The organism is Mycobacterium mantenii (assembly GCF_010731775.1).
GTDB classification, from domain to species: Bacteria; Actinomycetota; Actinomycetes; order Mycobacteriales; family Mycobacteriaceae; genus Mycobacterium; species Mycobacterium mantenii.
Genome location: NZ_AP022590.1, coordinates 3,626,133 through 3,644,107, shown reverse-complemented (window position 1 = coordinate 3,644,107; position 17,975 = coordinate 3,626,133). Strand labels below are relative to the sequence as shown.

At 70.0% G+C, this 17,975-nt stretch carries 16 protein-coding genes and 2 pseudogenes; 7 read left to right on the top strand and 11 right to left on the bottom strand.

The genetic code is table 11. The features are described from left to right. Positions 1-2: 2 nt before the first annotated feature. Positions 3-1,715: a DUF7937 domain-containing protein gene (locus tag G6N50_RS16360; protein ID WP_142275543.1), complete on the bottom strand. Its 1,713-nt coding sequence runs from the start codon at positions 1,713-1,715 to the stop codon at positions 3-5. Positions 1,716-2,022: 307 nt separating this feature from the next. On the opposite strand from G6N50_RS16360, the gene G6N50_RS16355 reads away from it, so the two are divergent. Genes G6N50_RS16355 through G6N50_RS16345 form a run of 3 tightly spaced genes read left to right on the top strand, consistent with a single transcriptional unit; the run spans position 2,023 to position 5,122 of the window. Next, positions 2,023-3,798, top strand: coding sequence for a hypothetical protein (locus G6N50_RS16355; protein WP_163650859.1), 1,776 nt, complete (start codon positions 2,023-2,025; stop codon positions 3,796-3,798). 2 nt (positions 3,799-3,800) lie between these two features. Continuing rightward, complete coding sequence (locus tag G6N50_RS16350; RefSeq protein ID WP_083093140.1) at positions 3,801-4,463, top strand: glycosyltransferase family 2 protein; 663 nt, start codon at positions 3,801-3,803, stop codon at positions 4,461-4,463. Further along, a complete protein-coding gene (locus G6N50_RS16345; RefSeq protein WP_083093141.1) occupies positions 4,460-5,122 on the top strand; it encodes a TIGR04282 family arsenosugar biosynthesis glycosyltransferase in 663 nt (220 codons plus the stop codon). Before G6N50_RS16350 ends, G6N50_RS16345 begins: the two co-directional genes overlap by 4 nt. Before the next feature lie 12 nt (positions 5,123-5,134). Here G6N50_RS16345 and G6N50_RS16340 read toward each other — a convergent pair whose 3' ends face one another. The 9 genes and pseudogenes from G6N50_RS16340 to G6N50_RS16300 all read right to left on the bottom strand — a co-directional run bounded on the left by G6N50_RS16340 (position 5,135) and on the right by G6N50_RS16300 (position 12,509). Next, positions 5,135-6,520, bottom strand: a complete 1,386-nt coding sequence (locus G6N50_RS16340) for a hypothetical protein (RefSeq protein WP_142275433.1) — start codon at positions 6,518-6,520, stop codon at positions 5,135-5,137. Positions 6,521-6,531: 11 nt separating this feature from the next. After that, the gene (gene menE / locus G6N50_RS16335) at positions 6,532-7,623 is read right to left on the bottom strand and encodes an o-succinylbenzoate--CoA ligase (protein WP_232068995.1); all 1,092 of its coding nucleotides are present in this window, start codon (positions 7,621-7,623) and stop codon (positions 6,532-6,534) included. A 68-nt stretch (positions 7,624-7,691) separates the two neighbouring features. Next, a complete protein-coding gene (locus tag G6N50_RS16330; protein ID WP_067837086.1) occupies positions 7,692-7,985 on the bottom strand; it encodes a DUF3349 domain-containing protein in 294 nt (97 codons plus the stop codon). Between the two features lie 56 nt (positions 7,986-8,041). After that, the gene (locus G6N50_RS16325; RefSeq protein WP_083093143.1) at positions 8,042-8,341 is read right to left on the bottom strand and encodes a hypothetical protein; all 300 of its coding nucleotides are present in this window, start codon (positions 8,339-8,341) and stop codon (positions 8,042-8,044) included. Positions 8,342-8,354: 13 nt separating this feature from the next. After that, a pseudogene (locus G6N50_RS16320) lies at positions 8,355-9,582 on the bottom strand (anion permease). Positions 9,583-9,697: 115 nt separating this feature from the next. Further along, entirely contained in the window at positions 9,698-10,087 is a 390-nt protein-coding gene (locus tag G6N50_RS16315; RefSeq protein ID WP_067837094.1) for a VOC family protein, read from the bottom strand. 30 nt (positions 10,088-10,117) lie between these two features. Further along, positions 10,118-11,014 (bottom strand): SDR family oxidoreductase, encoded by an 897-nt coding sequence (locus G6N50_RS16310; RefSeq protein WP_083093146.1) that lies wholly within the window; start codon positions 11,012-11,014, stop codon positions 10,118-10,120. A 123-nt stretch (positions 11,015-11,137) separates the two neighbouring features. Next, positions 11,138-12,040: a 1,4-dihydroxy-2-naphthoyl-CoA synthase gene (locus tag G6N50_RS16305; protein WP_083093148.1), complete on the bottom strand. Its 903-nt coding sequence runs from the start codon at positions 12,038-12,040 to the stop codon at positions 11,138-11,140. Between the two features lie 13 nt (positions 12,041-12,053). After that, positions 12,054-12,509, bottom strand: a complete 456-nt coding sequence (locus G6N50_RS16300) for a nitroreductase family deazaflavin-dependent oxidoreductase (RefSeq protein WP_083093149.1) — start codon at positions 12,507-12,509, stop codon at positions 12,054-12,056. 167 nt (positions 12,510-12,676) lie between these two features. On the opposite strand from G6N50_RS16300, the pseudogene G6N50_RS16290 reads away from it, so the two are divergent. Then, positions 12,677-12,850, top strand: a pseudogene (locus tag G6N50_RS16290) (TetR/AcrR family transcriptional regulator); the annotation flags it as partial. An 86-nt stretch (positions 12,851-12,936) separates the two neighbouring features. Here G6N50_RS16290 and fadD8 read toward each other — a convergent pair. Beyond that, positions 12,937-14,538, bottom strand: a complete 1,602-nt coding sequence (gene fadD8, locus G6N50_RS16285) for a fatty-acid--CoA ligase FadD8 (RefSeq protein ID WP_083093152.1) — start codon at positions 14,536-14,538, stop codon at positions 12,937-12,939. Positions 14,539-14,615: 77 nt separating this feature from the next. On the opposite strand from fadD8, the gene G6N50_RS16280 reads away from it, so the two are divergent. The 3 genes from G6N50_RS16280 to G6N50_RS16270 are packed head-to-tail and all read left to right on the top strand — an operon-like array spanning position 14,616 to position 17,973. Further along, a complete protein-coding gene (locus tag G6N50_RS16280) occupies positions 14,616-16,220 on the top strand; it encodes an amidohydrolase (RefSeq protein ID WP_083093154.1) in 1,605 nt (534 codons plus the stop codon). Next, positions 16,217-17,188, top strand: coding sequence for an o-succinylbenzoate synthase (locus tag G6N50_RS16275; RefSeq protein ID WP_083093155.1), 972 nt, complete (start codon positions 16,217-16,219; stop codon positions 17,186-17,188). Before G6N50_RS16280 ends, G6N50_RS16275 begins: the two co-directional genes overlap by 4 nt. Continuing rightward, positions 17,185-17,973: an alpha/beta fold hydrolase gene (locus tag G6N50_RS16270; RefSeq protein ID WP_083093157.1), complete on the top strand. Its 789-nt coding sequence runs from the start codon at positions 17,185-17,187 to the stop codon at positions 17,971-17,973. Before G6N50_RS16275 ends, G6N50_RS16270 begins: the two co-directional genes overlap by 4 nt. Positions 17,974-17,975 lie beyond the last annotated feature (2 nt).

Below are 17,975 nucleotides of genomic sequence, written 5' to 3'. Positions count from 1 at the left end.
CCTCAGCCCTGCGGGGGGCGGAAGATCTGGGGCTTCTGCGCCGGCATCTGCCGCGTCCCGGAGTCGTCACCGCGGAAGATTCGGGGCGCGTTGGCCAGCGGCGGTATCTCGGCGGTCGGCGGGTCGTTGTCTGCGCCGGCGGGGATGCGGGTGGTCGCGGCGGCCGACGGCCCGGTGCCCTGGCCCACTCGGACCCGGGTGGTGGGGGCGGCCGCATTCGCCGCGGCGGCGCGCCGGCGGGCGGCACGGCGCGCCAGCCGTCGACCGCTCAGCTGTCCGGCGACGATGGCCGCCACCAGGATGCCCAGCGCCAGGCCGCACAGCGTCACGTCGAAGGTGCTGGTGATCTGCTGAGCCAGGTTGTTGCCGTAGACCGGGTGCAGCGCAGGCGAATTGGGCGAGTCCGCGAACCGCGGCGCCAGCTCGACGCCGACGATGACGCGGGCCACGCTGAGCGTGGCGACCAGTCCGCACAGCGAGGTGACCATTCTCGCCGAGAGGGTGGCCAGTCTGCGGCGCAGCCAGATCGCCAGGACCGCGGTGCCCAGATCGAACGCGGCGAGCACGATGCTGGAATATCGGGAGAATGGGTAGTTCAAAATCACGCCGACGACGAGGTCGGTGATCCTCATCAGTGTCGACCCCACGCACCAGACCGCGATGAGCAGCAGCCCATTTCGGGTGGTTGCGCGCCACGCCGACTCCTCGGTCGGCGAGGCGTTGCGGTGGCCGAACAGCGCCCGCGGCGCGAACAGCGCCGCGCCGGCCGCCCACGCCAGGTAGCCCTCGAACCCGACCCCGGCGGTGGACGTATTCTGCGCGATGCCGTGGAACGCGTCGAGGTCGCGGCCGCCGGGCAGGAACCACACCAGGATCCCGGCGACCAGCGTCGACGTACCCAGCGCGACGATCGTCAACCGGCTCGCCCTGGCGCTGCGCAGCAGCCACCGGGAGGCGACCAGAACCGCGACCAGCGCCACCACGCCGTACACCACCGCGGTCGCGATCACGGCGATGTTCTGCTTGCCGAATGCTTCGGCGCCGCCGGTGTTTTGCAGCGCGTACCGCACCCGCCAGTACAGGTTGACGCCAAAGCTGAGCACCGCCGCGAGCATGGACAGCGAGCCGATGACACGCGCGGATCGGTGCCAACCGGTGGACTCGTCGCCCGCCGGAATCGGTCCGGCGAGTGCGCCGGCCGGCACCGCCTGGGCGCTCAGCAGCGAGCCGGCGATCCCGGCCCAGGCCCCCGGGCCGACACCGCCCGGCACGTTGACCGTGCCGCCGAGGCGGACGGTTTCGTAGGCGTCGAACGCGACGAAGGCCAGCACGAGCAGCAGATAGGGCACGTTAAACGCCAGGCGCAGCCGGGCGGCCCGCGCGGGGTTGAACCGCGCGCCGGCCGACCGCCAGGAACCGGCGACGGCGACGGCGGCGACGGCCAGCACCGTCACCGCGATCAGCACGGCGAACAGGACCGGGCTGCTGTTCGGGATCCCGACGCCGAAATAGAGGTTCCACGGCAAGAACACCGCGAGGACCAGCAGTGCCACCGCGGCCAGGTCGACGAAGCCCTGCCGGTGCCGCCTCGTCGCTGCGGCCTCCGGTCCGGCGCCGCCCGTGGCGTGCGGGCGGATGATGCGGGGCGCCGGTACTTGCTGAACCCCGCCGCTGATGGGGCCGGTAGGCGTGTCGTCGCTGCTCTGGCTCACCATGCCCCCCGGGATTCATGGACCGATATTCTTGGCGCAGTTTCGGGTGTTCGGCGAGGGATTACCCTGCCGAGCGGAATGCACTGCTCGCTTGCGAACATATTCTCCGTTCGGATGCCGTGGCAGTGGCTGATCGGCTGCCGGGGCGGAGATGATTCCGCGGCGACCGTCCTGTCGTTCGAAAAGCTGGTTACGCTGCGCTAGTAGACAAAGCATTCGCCTGAATGACTGATACTGCCAACGGTATCGCAAGTGTAATGATGCCGGGACATTGCCGGTTGCGGGGTAGCCGGGGTGAAGGAGAACCGGGATGGACGTCGTTTTGGGGGTCGCGGTCACCGGCCCCGTCGCCCGCTTGGCGCTCGTCGGGCCGGGTGCGCAGGGGGCCGACGTGATCGACCAATCCGTCGTCGATCTCGCGGACAATCCGATCGGGACGCTGACCGAGACCGTCGTCGGCACGAATCGGCTGCTGGCCGGCGAGAACCACCGCCTGGTCGGCACCCGGCTGTGCTGGACCGACCATCCCGCCGCCGACCAACTGCGGCGGGCACTGGAGGATTCCGGCGTCCACAACGTCGCGGTGCTCTCGGAATCGCAGGCGGTGGCCGCCCTGATGCGCGCGGCCGGCCGGCCCGGAGCGGCGCTGGTGATGGACGACGCGACCGCGACGCTGTCGATGGTGGGGTCTGCCGACGGCGATCCGGACGCGCCGCCGACCGTGTTGGCCTCCCAGCCGCTGGCGGGCGCCTCGGGCGGCGATGCGACGGCCGCGTTCCACACCATGATGGCGAACCTGCGCGCCCACCCCGACGCCCCGCAGGATGTGTATCTGCTCGGCGCTTCCCCCGATCTGGATCGGGTCGCCGACGAGCTTCGCGACTCGCCCACCATGCGGGTGCGGGTCGCCGATGACCCCACGTTCGCACTCGCCCGCGGCGCCGCGATCGCCGCCGCGCCGGCGGCGGCGCTGCTGGCCGGGGACGCGACGGCCATGGCGCCGGCGGTCGGGCTGACCGGCGATGAGACCGCCATGGCGCCGGCGGCCGGGGACGCCACGGCGATGGCGCCGGCGTTCGGGGAGGCCACCGCGATGGCGCCCGCGGCGGGGACCACCGGGGACGAGACGACCGTCGTGCCGGCATCGGAGTTCGCGGATCCGAATGCCGAAGACCACCAGCTGGCCTATTCGATGGCCGACGAGGGCGAGCAGTACCCGGGCGAATTCGACGAGTACGACCCCGAATTGGACGACTACGAGTACGGCGACGTCGACGAGGACGCACCGACGAAGCTGTCGCGGCGATCACTGGTGATCGGCAACGCCGTCATAGCCTTCGCGGTCATCGGGTTGGCGTCGCTGGCCACCGCGATCGCGGTCGCCGTCGAGCCGACCGCCAGCCAAAAGCCGGTGGTGGGAGTCCAAAACGGCACGCCGGGCAAGTTCATGCCGATCCTGCCGAGCCAGCAACTGGCGCCGCTGCCGCCGCCCCCGGTCGATCAGCCCAATGCCGGGTTCCAGGGCGGCACCGTCCCGGCTCCGAACAACCCGATTCCGCAGCAGGTCGCGCCGCCGTCCGGCGGCGGCGTGCCGGCCGCTCCGGTTCCCCAGGTCCCGGTCAACCCCCCGAGCGTCGTGCCCAACCCGGATCCCGGTTGGGCGCCTCGCCCCAATCCCATTGTGCCGATTCCGATTCCGATTCCCATCCCGATCCCTGGATGGGGGCCGAACTACCCGCCCTACACCCCGCCCTACACCCCGCCCTCCACGACGCCGACCACGACGCCCTACACGCCGCCGACCAGCAGCCTCCAACCGCCGTCGACGACGACGTATTCGCCTCCGACGACGACGTATTCGCCGCCGAGCACCACGCACGAGCCGCCGACGACGACGTATTCGCCTCCGACGACCACGTATTCGCCGCCGAGCACCACGCACGAGCCGCCGACGAGCACGTACTCGCCGCCGAGCACCAACGCGACCACCCAGGCGCCGCAGCCGACGCACACCCAGCAGACGGTGCCGCCGACGCATTCGCAGCCGCTGTTCCCGCAGGAGCCCCGCCCCCACCGCGGGTTCTGAGCGTGCCCGACACCGACGGTCTGGTCACGGTGATCCTGCCTTGCCTCAACGAAGAGGAGTCGCTGCCGGCGGTGCTGGCCGCCATCCCCGCCGGCTACCGGGCGTTGGTGGTCGACAACAACAGCACCGATGACACCGCCGGGGTCGCGAGCCGGCACGGCGCCCGGGTCGTCGCCGAACCACGGGCCGGGTACGGGTCGGCCGTCCACGCGGGTGTGATGGCCGCGACGACACCGATCGTGGCGGTCATCGACGCCGACGGGTCGATGGATGGCGGCGATCTGCCGCGGCTGGTCACTGAACTCGAGAAGGGCGCCGACATGGTGACCGGGCGGCGCCGGCCGGTACCGGGGCTGCACTGGCCGTGGGTGGCCAGGGTGGGCACCGTCGTCATGAGCTGGCGACTGCGCACCCGGCACGGCCTGCCGGTGCACGACATCGCGCCGATGCGGGTGGCGCGGCGCGAAGCCCTGCTGCAGCTCGGCGTCGTCGACCGGCGATCGGGCTATCCGCTGGAATTGCTGGTGCGTGCCGCCGCGGCCGGCTGGCGCGTCGTCGAACTCGACGTCAGCTACGGCCCGCGGACGGGCGGCAGGTCGAAGGTCAGCGGCTCGCTGCGGGGCAGCATCACCGCGATTCTGGACTTCTGGAAGGTGATTTCGTGAGTGTCCTGCCGGTGACCCTGCTGGTGGTCGCCAAGGCCCCCGAGCCGGGCCGGGCCAAGACGCGGCTCGCCGCAACCGTCGGCGACCGCGTCGCCGCCGAAATCGCCGCCGCCGCACTGCTCGACACGCTCGATGCCGTGGCCGCCGCACCGGTGGCGGCGCGGGTGGTGGCGCTCACCGGAGACCTGGACGGCGCCGCGAACGCCGACGAAATCCGGCAGCGGCTGACGTCCTTTACCGTGATCGCCCAGCGCGGCGACGATTTCGCAGCGCGGTTGGCCAACGCGCACGCCGACGCGGACGGCGGGCTTCCGGTGCTGCAGATCGGGATGGACACCCCCCAGGTGAGCGCCGATCTGTTGACCGGTTGCGCGCGCCGGCTGCTCGACGCGCCGGCGGTACTCGGGTTTGCCCGTGACGGCGGCTGGTGGGTGCTCGGCGTCGGGGAGGCCGCGATGGCCCAGTGCCTGCGCACCGTCCCGATGTCCGTGCCCGACACCGGCGAGCTGACGTTGAAGGCATTGCGCGACAAGGGAATTGATGTGTCGACCGTCCAGGGGCTGGCCGACGTGGACGTGGTCGACGATGTCGCGGTGGTGCGCGACGCCTGCGCGCCCGCCAGTCGGTTCGCGCGCGTCACCCGCGCCGCCGGTCTCTAGGCGGGCGGCCGCCTACCAGTTCGTCAGGATGATCGTGTTGAGCGCCAGCGCGCCGACGGCGTTGAGTGCCAACCAGATCCGGTGTGAGCGCACCGGCAGCAGCGCGGCCGCCGCGGTGAGCCAGATGGTGAACGGCAGCCAGATGCGTTCCACCTCGGCCTTGCTCAGCATGCTCAGGTCCGCGCACACTATAGCGGCCAGCATGCCCACCAGCAGCAGGTGGAAACCGGAGCGATGGCGGATGGCGGGCCAGTCGACCACCCTGCTGATGCCGGCGACACCGCCCAACCCGATTGCGCACACCACGCACGCCAGGTTGGCCCAGCTCCAATACTGGAACGGCCGGAATTTGGCGATGCCCTGCCAATAGCGTTGCTGGACCAGGTCATAGCCGTCGAACCAGAAAAATCCGGCGACGGCGAAGGCCACCGCCACCGCGATCGCGGCCAGCGCCGCCGGGCCCAGGGCCCGCAGGATCGCCCGCCAATCCGCCCAGCCTTTGTCCGGGTGCTGGGCGGCGGCCAGCACCGCCACCGCCGGCAACCCCATCAGCATCAGGCCGTAGTTGCAGAACACGCCCCAGCCCAGCAGCAGACCCGCGCCCGCGGCCGTCAGCGCGGGGAAGCGAACGTCGCGGTGCACCGCCACGGCCAGCAGCGCGATGCCCCACGCCGCCACCCCGGCGAAGTAGCCGTCGGCGGAGACCGCCACCCAGATCGCCGCCGGCGCCAGGGCGACGAACGGGGCGGCGCGCCGGGCGGTCGGCTCGTCGGCCAGCGCGCGCACGCCGATAACCACCGCGGCCGCCGCGCTCGAGCCGACCAGCAGGCACAGCAGCCCGGCCCAGGCGCCGCCGTGCAGGCCGAGCCGGTCCAGCCAGACGAACGTCAGCAGCGCACCGGGTGGGTGCCCCGACACGTGGGTGGTCCACGAGTGCGGCTGGTAGTCCAGGATCCGGCTCGCGAAGGTGCGCAGCGTGGCAGGGATGTCAGTGATGCCCGGCACCTCCGACAGGTACTCGTCGCGGGTGGTCAGCCGGCCGGCGAAGCCACGCTGCCAGCCGTCGATCATCGCCAGCGCGAACGCCCACCCGCACGCGGTGGCCCAGCTGCCCAGCGTCAGTGCCCGCCACGAAAGTCGTTGCGCCAGAATCGGTCCCCACGCGACGACGGCGACCGCGATGGCGATGGCCGGCCCGGTTCCCCAGCTGGCGTGGATCAGCCATTCGCCGAAGATCGGCGCGGCGCCGGCGTGGGTGGCGAACTTCTCGGCGCCGACATCGAGACGTGGTCGCACCCCGATGTTCATCCGCGGCAGCACGAACGCCGCCACCACCAGCACCACCCCGACCGTGACCGCGACCGCCTCGCCCAGCGCATCCCGTCTCGCGATCCTCACGGACGAACAGCCTATTGATCGCTCGCGCCGGCGAAGCGGCGCACCAGCGCCGCCCGGTCGACCTTGCCGATGCCGCGGCGCGGCAGCGCGTCGACGATGTGCACCTCGCGCGGCGCGGCGGTGGCGTCCAGGGTGCCCGTCACCTGCGCGCGCAGCGCGTCCAGGGTCGGCGCGGCGGATCCGTCGCGCACCACGATCGCGGCAACCACCCGCTGGCCCAGTCGGTCGTCGGCCACTCCGAACACGGCGCAATCGCTGACGGCGGGATGGGTGCACAGCGCCGCCTCGACCGGTTGCGGCAGCACGGTCAACCCGCCGGTGCTGATCGCGTCGTCGGCGCGGCCCAGCACAATCAGGACGCCCGCATCGCTGACGGTGCCGAGGTCGTCGGTCGCAAACCAGCCCGGCTCGGCGAACGGATCCGGGTCGACCGGGTTGCGGTAGCCCTTGGCCAGGGTCGCGCCCCCGATGACGATGCGCCCGTCGACCGTCCGCACCCGCACCCCGTTCAGCGGGACACCGTCGTATACACAGCCTCCGGCCGTTTCGCTCATCCCGTAGGTGCGGACCATGGTGATGCCCGCCGCGGCCGCGGCGTCGAGGATCGGTCGCGGCGCCGGTCCGCCGCCGAGCAGCACGGCGTCGAGTTCGGCGAGGGCGGCCGCGGCCGCCGGGTCGCCGAGCGCCTTGGCCAGTTGCGCGGCCACCAGCGACGTGTAGCGCCGGCCCGAACCCAAGGCCCTTATCGCACTGGGTAATTCGGCGACATCGAAGCCTTCGGTGACATCCATCTCGACCGGTGCCGAGCCGGCGAGCACGCTGCGCACCAAGACCTGCACGCCGGCGATGTGGTGGGGCGGCAGGGCGAGCAGCCAGCCGCCCGGCCCGCCGAGGCGGTCGTGGGTGGCCGTCGCGCTGGCCTTCAAGGCGGCGGCGGTCAGTAGCGCCCCCTTGGGTACTCCGGTGGTGCCCGACGTCGCCGCGACCAGGGCCACGTCGTCGTCGATGGCCTCCCCGACGCGCAGGCCCACCCGCAGCGCATCCGACTCGCGCTCGTCGCGTGCGGGCAGGGCGACCAGTGCGGGGTCGCGCCCGTCCAGCACGCGTTCCAGGGCGGGCAACAGCGACGAGGCCGCCGAGCCCGGCGGGACCTGCAGCGCGCGCAGTACGGCTATGCGGGATCCTCGGCCTCGTCGAACGGCCAACCCTGGGCCGCCAGCCGCACCCGCACCCGTTCGACATCGGACGGCGACGGCAGTTCGTCGGTGATCTGGGTGATCAGGACGCCGATGTCGACGTCGTCGAACTCGCCGCGCCGGATCAGTTCGCAGGCCACGTCCTTGACCTCGTCGCCGGATAACCGGCGGGCCAGCAACGCGAGCACCGGGAAGGTGTCCGTCGGCGGGACGCCTTCCGGATATCCGGCCCGCAGCCACGAGACAATCGAATTGAGGAATCCGTTCACGCTCTGACAACACCCCCCGGTGTGTGGCTTAGCAAATCGGTGGGCATCAATCGATGCTACTTGGGTTTGGCTCCGAGGAAAGCGGTGCCGGTGTGGTGGGCGATGAAGTCCCGGGAGATGTACAGCAGCGCGAAGGCGATCACCAGCAGCACCACGGCGTAGATCGCCCAGGCGATCGCCAGCATCGCCGGGTTCTTCTGCGGTGAGCCGCCGTCGGTGCTTACCTGTCCGGCGCCCACCGCGTGGAACCGCAGGCCCAGGGCGAACAGCCCCGGCAGGGCGGCCCCGGCCAGCATGGCGAAGACCAGGATTTTGAGGGAGGCCTCGTAGTTGAACCAGTCGCCGAAGTGACTCATCAAGCGTTCGCCTTCATCGTGGGGTCGTCGGAGTCGTACCGGCGGGAGCTGCCGCCGAGGGTGGAGCCGGTATCCGAGGGCGGGTGGCCGTGGTCGTCGGCCCCTTCGAGCCCACTGGTCAGGTCGCCCTTCCATTCGGCGTTGACGTTGTTGTGGTCGACCTTGACCCTGCGCGACCGGATGTAGATGGTGGCCGAGACCGCGATCAGCAGCGCGAAGCCGACGATGGCGCCCGGGTACCCGCCGATCAAGTGCACGATCCAGTAGGTGAGCGCACCGACGAACCCGGACAGCGGAAGCGTGACCAGCCACGCGACACCCATGCGACCGGCGACGCCCCAGCGGACCTCGCCGCCGGGCTTGCCCAGTCCGCTGCCCAGCACCGAGCCGGTGCAGACCTGGGTGGTGGACAGCGCGTAGCCGAAGTGGGCGGAGAGCAAAATAACTGCGGCCGAAGCGGATTCGGCCGCCATGCCCTGTGGCGACTGGATCTCAACCAGGCCCTTGCCCAGGGTACGGATGATGCGCCAACCGCCCAGATAGGTGCCGAGCGCCATCGACATCGCGCAGCCGACGATGACCCACAGCGGCGGCATGGCGGCGGTCTTGCTGATCGAGCCGTAGGACATCAGCGCCAGGAAGATGATGCCCATCGTCTTCTGCGCGTCGTTGGTGCCGTGCGCCAGCGAGACCAGCGACGCCGAGCCCCACTGGCCGTACCGGAAGCCGGCCTCGGTGCGCTTGGTCGGGATACCGCGGGTGATCCGGTAGACCAGCCAGGTGGCCACCGCGCCGACTGCGATGGCCAGGATCGCCGACACGACGGCCGGGATGATCGCCTTGGACACCACGCCCTTCCAGATCACTCCGTGCGCGCCGACGGCCGCGATGGTGGCGCCGACGATGCCGCCGATCAGGGCGTGCGACGAACTCGAGGGGATACCGAGGAGCCAGGTCAGCAGGTTCCACACGATGCCGCCGACTAGGCCGGCGAAGACCAGCTCCAGGGTCACGATGTGCCCGTCGATCAAGCCCTTGGCGATCGTCGCGGCGACGGCGGTGGACATGAACGCACCCACGAGGTTCAGCACCGCGGACAGCGCGACAGCCACTTTGGGCTTGAGTGCGCCACTGGCGATCGAGGTGGCCATCGCGTTGCCGGTGTCGTGGAAGCCGTTCGTGAAATCGAAAGCCAATGCCGTGATTACGACAATGATCAAGAGGAACAATTGGATGTTCACAGCGCCTGATTCTGGTGGTAGGAGGATTCCATTGTCGAATGCTGGGGGAGCCGAATCGCGGGTGTAAGTTGACTCGTCGCCAGATGTTACCTCTCAGTTAACCGCAATTTCCCTGTCATTCACCCCGGGTGTCACGCCGTAACGGGTGGTCGGAGGGGATTTCGAGGAAGATCAGCGTGATCCCGTCCGGGTCGATCACATGCATCTCGTACAGGCCCCACGGTTCCTGGCGGGCCTCGCGCGCGATCGCCACCCCGCGGCCGCGCAGCTCGGCCTGGGTCGCCTCAATGTCGCGGACCTGCAACCACAGCGCGCCCGGGAAGGGGCCGTGGGAGTGGTCCGGGGAACCGTAACCGGCGAGCTCAAGCAGCGACTGCCCCGCGAAAAACACTGTGCCGCCGCCATATTCACGGGCTATCGCCAGGCCGATTTCGTCACGGTAGAAGGTCAGCGACCGCTGATAGTCCGCCGGCCGGAGCAGCATCCGACTGGCCAGGATCTCCATAGCGTCGTGTCTACCACGCGCTCAGGCCGTTCAGCTGTCGACTGCGCGGTTTGGCTGGATGCTTTGGCGCTGCATGACGGCGTTGACCCAGCGGGGGCCGAAGGTGTCCAGCGCCTTGGCGGCGATCGCCATCCGCGGTGCGATGCGCACCGGGCGGGTGCGGGCCGCGGTGATCATCCACTCGCCGGCCTCCTCCGACGTCAGCGCCGGCATCCCCTGGTAGGCCTTCGTCGGCGCGATCATCGGGGTGGCCACCAGCGGGTAGTAGAGCGTGGTGGAGTGCACCCCCTTGTCGCCCCACTCGGTCTCCACGACCCGGCTCACCGTCGACAGCGCGGCCTTCGAGGCGTTGTACACCGCGAACAGCGGCGAGGCCTCCGACAGCACCCCCCACGTCGAGACGTTGATGATGTGGCCGTCGCCGCGCTCGATCATCCCCGGCGCCAGTCCGCGGATCAGCCGCAGCGGCGCGTAGTAGTTGAGCACCATGGTCCGCTCGACGTCATGCCAGCGTTCCAGCGACTCGGCGAGCGGGCGGCGGATGGACCGGCCGGCGTTGTTGATCAGGATGTCGATCCCGCCGAGACGCTTCTCGACGTCGGCGACCAGCGCGTCGACGGCGTCCATCTCCGAGACGTCGCACGGGATCGACAGCGCTTCGCCGCCCGCCGTGGTGATCCGCTCGGCCAGCGCGTCCAGCAGATCCTGGCGGCGGGCGACGACGACCACCGTGGCGCCCGCACGGGCGAACTGTTCGGCCGCGGCCTCGCCGATGCCCGACGACGCCCCGGTGAGCAGGATTTGCTTGCCGGCCAATTCGATCGGCTTGATCAACGGACGGTTGACCAGTACCTGCGGCGCCATGGGGGGTCGCATGGTCGCCAGCACCAGCTGGTCGGCGATCCGGCGAAAAGGACTCTTGCTCACGTGGGGAGTCTAGGGGTGGCCTCGCATGCCATGAGCGTCACGCCAGCGCGACGTTGGCCTTGAATGCCACGAGTGTCACGCCAGTGTGACGTTGGCCGCCGAGCGTCACGCCAGCGTGACCCGCTAGAAGTACCGGGGGAACCGGCTCCAGTCCGGGTCCCGCTTTTCCAGGAAGGCGTCGCGGCCCTCGACGGCCTCGTCGGTCATGTAGGCCAGCCGGGTGGCCTCACCCGCGAACAGCTGCTGGCCCACCAGGCCGTCGTCGAGCAGGTTGAACGCGAACTTCAGCATGCGTTGCGCCTGTGGGGATTTGGCGTTGATCTCGCGCGCCCACTGGATAGCCTCCGATTCCAGCTCGGCATGGTCGACGACGGCGTTGACCGCGCCCATGCGGTGCATCTGCTCGGCGGTGTAGGGCCGGCCCAGGAAGAAGATCTCGCGAGCGAACTTCTGGCCGACCTGACGCGCGAGGTAGGCGCTGCCGTAGCCGCCGTCGAAACTGCCGACGTCGGCATCGGTCTGCTTGAAGCGGGCGTGCTCGCGGCTGGCCAGGGTGAGGTCGCAGACCACGTGCAGGCTGTGCCCGCCGCCGGCCGCCCACCCGTTTACCAGGCAGATGACCACCTTGGGCATGAAACGGATCAGCCGCTGCACCTCGAGGATGTGCAGGCGGCCGGCGCGGGCGGTGTCGACGGTGTCGGCCGTCTCGCCGCTCGCGTACTGGTAACCGGACCGCCCGCGGATGCGCTGATCGCCGCCGGAGCAGAACGCCCAGCCGCCGTCCTTGGGCGAAGGCCCGTTCCCGGTCAGCAGCACCACGCCGACGTCGGGGGACATCCGGGCGTGGTCGAGCACCCGGTACAGCTCGTCGACGGTGTGCGGCCGAAACGCATTGCGCACCTCGGGCCGGTCGAACGCCACCCGCACCGTGGCGTCGTCGACGTGCCGGTGATAGGTGATGTCCGTCAGGTCGCCGAACCCGTCGACCGGACGCCAGGCCTGCGCATCAAAAGGGTTGTCACTCAATCTGTTTGAACTCCTATACCGGGTCCAGTCGAAACACCGGACACACGCCGGCCAGCGCCTCGAACTCCTCGGGCCGTCCGTCCTTGACCAACCCCGAGCGTTTCATGAAGCCGACGCCGGTCGGCACCTCGGTGGGAAACGCACGCAGGAACGGCCGCGCCGCGTCGGCGGACAACTCCACCATCTGCACCCGCTCGGAGTGCCGGCCGCGGGCCAGCGTCGCGTGGCCGGCGGCGCGGACGTTGCGGATCCAATCCGCACCCGGAAATCCGCCCACCACATACCGTTTGCCGTCCACCGTCATCGGTGTCACCGGCGTCGACCGGGGTGTCCCGGACTTGCGGCCGGGGACGGTCAACACCACCGGGCTTTCCCCGCCGAAGCTGAGGCCCAGCCGCGACATCTGGATGAAGACCTTGTTCGCCGGCTTCAGCCACCACGGCGGCTTGATCGGCGTGCCGCTTCCCATAGGCGACGACGTTACCTCTGAAAGGGTTCCACGCGATGGGGCTGGGGCTCGGTTGTGCCGACGGCGTCCAGCCTTTCCAGCGCGTCGGCATCCAGGGTGACGTCGGCCGCGCCGACGTTCTCCTCGAGGTGCCCGACGGACCGGGTGCCCGGAATCAGCAATGTGTTCGGTGCAGCATCGTCGGCGCCGTCGAGTTGCTGTTGCGCGCCGGCGCCGCCGACGCGAGCCTGCGCGCCGACGTGCAGGCCCACGACGTGGTGTCCAGCCTCATCGGCATCTTCCTGGCCAGCCGGTCGCCGGAGCAGACGGGCCGCATGCTCGACCTGCTGGTCGCCGGCGTACTGCCTAGCTCTCAATTCCCGCCGAACGTGACGTTAGGTTCACGTTCGCGCTCGAGCGTGAAGTTAACTTCACGCTCGGCGAAGCCCTAGCCGACCGCGCGTTCGGCGCCCTCCCAGAACTGGGCGCGCACGGCCTTCTTGTCCGGCTTGCCCAGCGCGGTCACCGGCACCGACTCGACGACGATCACCTGCTTGGGCGATTGCACCGAACCCTTACGCTCCTTGACCGCGGACTGGATCTCGACGGTCACCCGCGCCACGGACTCCTCGTCGGAGGGATGGTCGGGCCGCAGCACGATCACGGCGGTAACGGCCTCGCCCCACTTCTCGTCGGGCGTGCCGATCACGCACACCTGCGCGACGGCCGGGTGTTCGGCGACGACGTCCTCGACCTCGCGCGGGAACACGTTGAACCCACCGGTGACGATCATGTCCTTGACCCGGTCGACGATGAACCAGAAGCCGTCGGAGTCCTCGCGGGCCATGTCGCCGGTGTGCAGCCAGCCGCCGGAGAACGTCTTGGCCGTCTCCTCCGGCAGGTTCCAGTACCCGCCGGACAGCAGCGGCCCGGACACACAGATCTCGCCGACCTCGCCTTGCGGCACCGGGTTGCCGTCGGCGTCCAGCAGTGCGGTGCGCGCGAACAGGGTGGGGCGCCCGCACGAGGTGAGCCGCTTCTCGTCGTGGTCCTTCTTGGCCAGGTACGAGATCACCATCGGCGCCTCGGACTGCCCGTAGTACTGGGCGAAGATCGGCCCGAACCGGCGGATGGCCTCGGCCAGCCGCACCGGGTTCATCGCCGAGGCGCCGTAATAGACGGTCTCCAGCGAGGACAGGTCGCGGGTGTGCGAATCCGGGTGGTCCATCAGCGCGTAGATCATCGACGGCACCAGCATGGTCGCGGTGATCTTCTGCTCCTCGATCACCCGCAGCACCTCGGCCGGGTCGAACTTGGTCAGCACGACCAGCTCGCCGCCCTTGATGATCGTCGGCACGAAGAACGCCGCCCCGGCGTGCGACAGCGGGGTGCACATCAGGAAGCGCGGGTTCTCCGGCCACTCCCACTCGGCGAGCTGGATGGTGGTCATCGTGGTGATCGACTGCGCGGTGCCCAGCACGCCCTTGGGCTTGCCGGTGGTGCCGCCGGTGTAGGCCATCCCGCCGATGTGGTCGGGCGGAAGGTCGGCCGCCACCAACGGTTTCGGCTCATATTTCGCGGCCTCGGCGACCAGGTCCACCGCGGAGTCGCCGAGCGCTTCGGGGACTGGGCCGATGGTCAGGACCTGCTTGAGGCCGGGCACCTTTTCCAGGAGACCCAGCGCCCGCTCGACGAACATCGGGTTGGGGTCGATGATCAGCGAAGTCACGCCGGCGTCGCCCAGAACGTAGGCGTGGTCGTCCAGCGAACCCAGCGGGTGCAGCGCCACCCGCCGGTAACCCTGGGTCTGGCCGGCGCCGATGATCATAAGCACCTCGGGCCGGTTCAGCGACAGCAGCCCGACGGTGGCGCCGGTGCCCGCACCGAGCGCCTCGAACGCCTGGATGTACTGGCTGATGCGCTCGGCGAGCTGACCACCGGTCAGCGTGGTGTCGCCGAGATACAGCACCGGCTTGTTCTTGTTGCGCTTGAGCGCACCGACGGTCAGGTGTCCGGAATGAATGGGATGGCGCAGCAGCTCGTCACTCATGTGGCCAGACTAGAACGTGTTGCAATTCGGGTCAGCCGCACCCTCTGCGACACCCCGGAGCACTAGCATCCCTCCACATGGCCGCCGCAGATCTCGTCGTTAACGGAACCATCCTGACCGTCGACAAGGCGCGGCCCACCGCCGAGGCGCTCGCCGTCGCTGACGGCAAGATCATCGCCGTCGGCACCCGCGCCGAGGTCGCTGGATTCGCCGGCCCCGACACCCAGACCGTCGATGTAGGCGACGGCTGCGTCATGCCGGGCTTCGTTGAGGCACACGGGCATCCGCTGATGGAGGCCGTCGCGCTGTCGGACCGGCTCGTCGACATCCGCCCGGTCACCATGCGCGGTGCCGACGACGTCGTCGCGGCGGTCCGCTCCGAGGTCGCCCGGCGCGGCTCCGACGGCGCCTACCTCAACGGCTGGGATCCGCTGCTGCAGAACGGACTTCCGGAACCCACGCTGGGCTGGCTGGACGACCTCGCACCGGACAGCCCGCTGGTCATCATCCACAACTCCGGACACAAGGCCTACTTCAATTCGCGCGCCGCCAAGCTACACGGACTGAACCGCGACACCCCGGACCCCAAGGGCGCCAAGTACGGCCGCGACGCCAACGGCGAACTCGACGGCACCGCCGAGGAGACCGGCGCGGTGTTTCCGCTGCTGGGCGGCGCCATCGACTTCGCGGACTACCCGCACATGCTGATGGCCGAGTGCGCCCGGCTGAACCGCGCCGGGCTGACCACCTGCTCGGAGATGGCGTTCGATCCGAACTTCCGGCCGGTGGTCGAGCAGCTGCGCGAGCGGCTCACGGTGCGGCTGCGCACCTACGAGATCTCCAACCCGCAGATGTCTACCGCTGCCACGCCCGGGCAGGGCGACGACATGCTGCGCCAGGTCGGCATCAAAATCTGGGTCGACGGTTCGCCCTGGATCGGCAATATCGCGCTCTCGTTTCCCTACCTGGACACCGACGCCACCCGGACCATCGGCGTCACGCCGGGCTCGTGCGGATGCGCCAACTACACCGCCGAGCAGTTGCGCGAGATCGTCGGCGCCTACTTCCCGCTGGGCTGGCCGATGGCGTGCCATGTGCAGGGCGACGCCGGCGTGGACACCATCCTCGACGTGTACGAGGAGGCCGTGCGGCGCCATCCCCGCGACGATCACCGGCTGCGTCTCGAGCACGTCGGCGCCATTCGGCCCGAGCAGCTGCAGCGCGCCCACGACCTCGGTGTCACCTGCAGCATCTTCGTCGACCAGATCCACTACTGGGGCGACGTCATCGTCGACGGCCTGTTCGGCCAGGAGCGCGGATCACGTTGGATGCCCGCCGGATCCGCGGTGGCCACCGGGATGCGCATCTCGCTGCACAACGACCCGCCCGTCACACCCGAGGAGCCGCTGCGCAACATCAGCGTCGCCGTGACCCGGACCGCGCCGAGTGGCCGGGTGCTCGGACCCGAGGAGCGGTTGACGGTGGACCAGGCGATCCGCGCGCAAACCATCGATGCGGCCTGGCAGTTGTTCTCCGACGACGTGATCGGCTCGCTGGAAGTGGGCAAGTACGCCGACCTGGTGGTGCTCTCGGCCGATCCGCGGACTGTGCCGCCCGAGCAGATCGCCGACCTCGAGGTGCGTGCGACGTATCTGGCGGGCCGCCGGGTTTACCCACGGTGACGCCGACGCTCGGGGACCTGCTCGACCGCCTGCACGTGGTGTCGCTGCCCATGCGGGTGCGGTTCCGCGGCATCACCACCCGCGAGGTCGCGCTGATCGACGGCCCGGCGGGCTGGGGCGAGTTCGGGGCGTTCGTCGAATACGGGCCGTTCGAGGCCGCGCATTGGCTGGCGTCGGGCATCGAGGCCGCCTATAAACAGCCGCCGCCGATCCGCCGCGACCGCGTCCCCATCAACGCCACCGTGCCGGCCGTGCCCGCCGCGCAGGTGGGCGAGGTGCTGGCCCGCTTCCCGGGGGCGGACACGGCCAAGGTGAAGGTCGCCGAGCCCGGGCAGTCGCTGGACGACGACGTCGCGCGGGTCAACGCCGTGCGCGAACTGGTCCCGATCGTGCGGGTGGACGCCAACGGCGGTTGGAGCGTCGAGGAGGCGAGCGCGGCGGCCGCCGCGCTGACCGCCGACGGCCCGCTCGAATACCTCGAACAGCCCTGCGCGACGGTCGCCGAACTCGCCGAGCTGCGCCGTCGGATCGACGTGCCGATCGCCGCCGACGAAAGCATCCGCAAGGCCGACGACCCGCTGGCCGTGGTCCGCGCCCAGGCCGCCGACATCGCCGTTCTGAAAGTGGCTCCGCTGGGCGGGATTTCGGCCATGCTCGAGATCGCTGGGCAGATCGACATCCCGGTCGTGATCTCCAGCGCGCTGGATTCGGCGGTGGGCATCGCCGCCGGCCTGACCGCCGCCGCGGCGCTGCCGCAGCTTCGCCACGCCTGCGGGCTGGGCACCGGCGGGCTGTTCGTCGAAGACGTGGCCGACGTCGCCGCGCCCGTCGACGGCTGCCTGCCGGTGGGGCCGGTTGCGCCCGATCCCGCGCGGCTGCACGCGCTGCGGGCCTCGCCGGAGCGGCGGCAGTGGTGGATCGACCGGGTCACGGCCTGCCACCCGCTCCTTGTACCGTCGACCGAGTGATCAACCTGGCTTACGACGACCGCGGCACCGGCGAACCGGTGGTGTTCATCAGCGGCCACGGCGGTGCCGGTCGGACCTGGCACCCCTATCAGCTGCCCGCGTTCCTGGCGGCCGGCTACCGCGTCATCACCTTCGATAACCGCGGAATCGGCGCCACCGAGAACGCGCAGGGCTTCACGACGCAGACCATGGTGGCCGACACCGCGGCGCTGATCGAAGGCCTGAACGCCGCCCCGGCCCGCATCGTCGGGATGTCGATGGGCGCGTTCATCGCCCAGGAACTCATGCTTGCCCGGCCCGACCTGGTCAGCTCCGCGGTGTTGATGGGCACCCGCGGCCGCATGGACAAAACCCGCGAATTCTTCCGCGACGCCGAGGCAGAACTGGCCGACGCCGGTGTCCAGGTGCCGAGCTCGTACGAGGCGAAAATCCGTCTGCTGGAAAACTTTTCGCACAAAACCCTCAACGATGACGTCGCGGCCGCGGACTGGATCGCGATGTTTTCCATGTGGCCGGTCAAGTCGACCCCGGGAACGCGCTGCCAGCTGGATATCGCCCCGTATACCAACCGGTTGCCGGCTTACCGAGCCATCACGACGCGGGTGCTGGTGATCGGCTTCTCCGACGACGTGTTGACGCCGCCCTACCTGGGGCGTGAGGTCGCCGACGCGCTGCCCAACGGCCGTTACATGCAGATCCCCGACGCCGGCCATCTCGGCTTCTTCGAGCGGCCCGACGCCGTCAACGCCGCCATGCTCAAGTTCTTCGGCGACGCCACGGGCTGAGT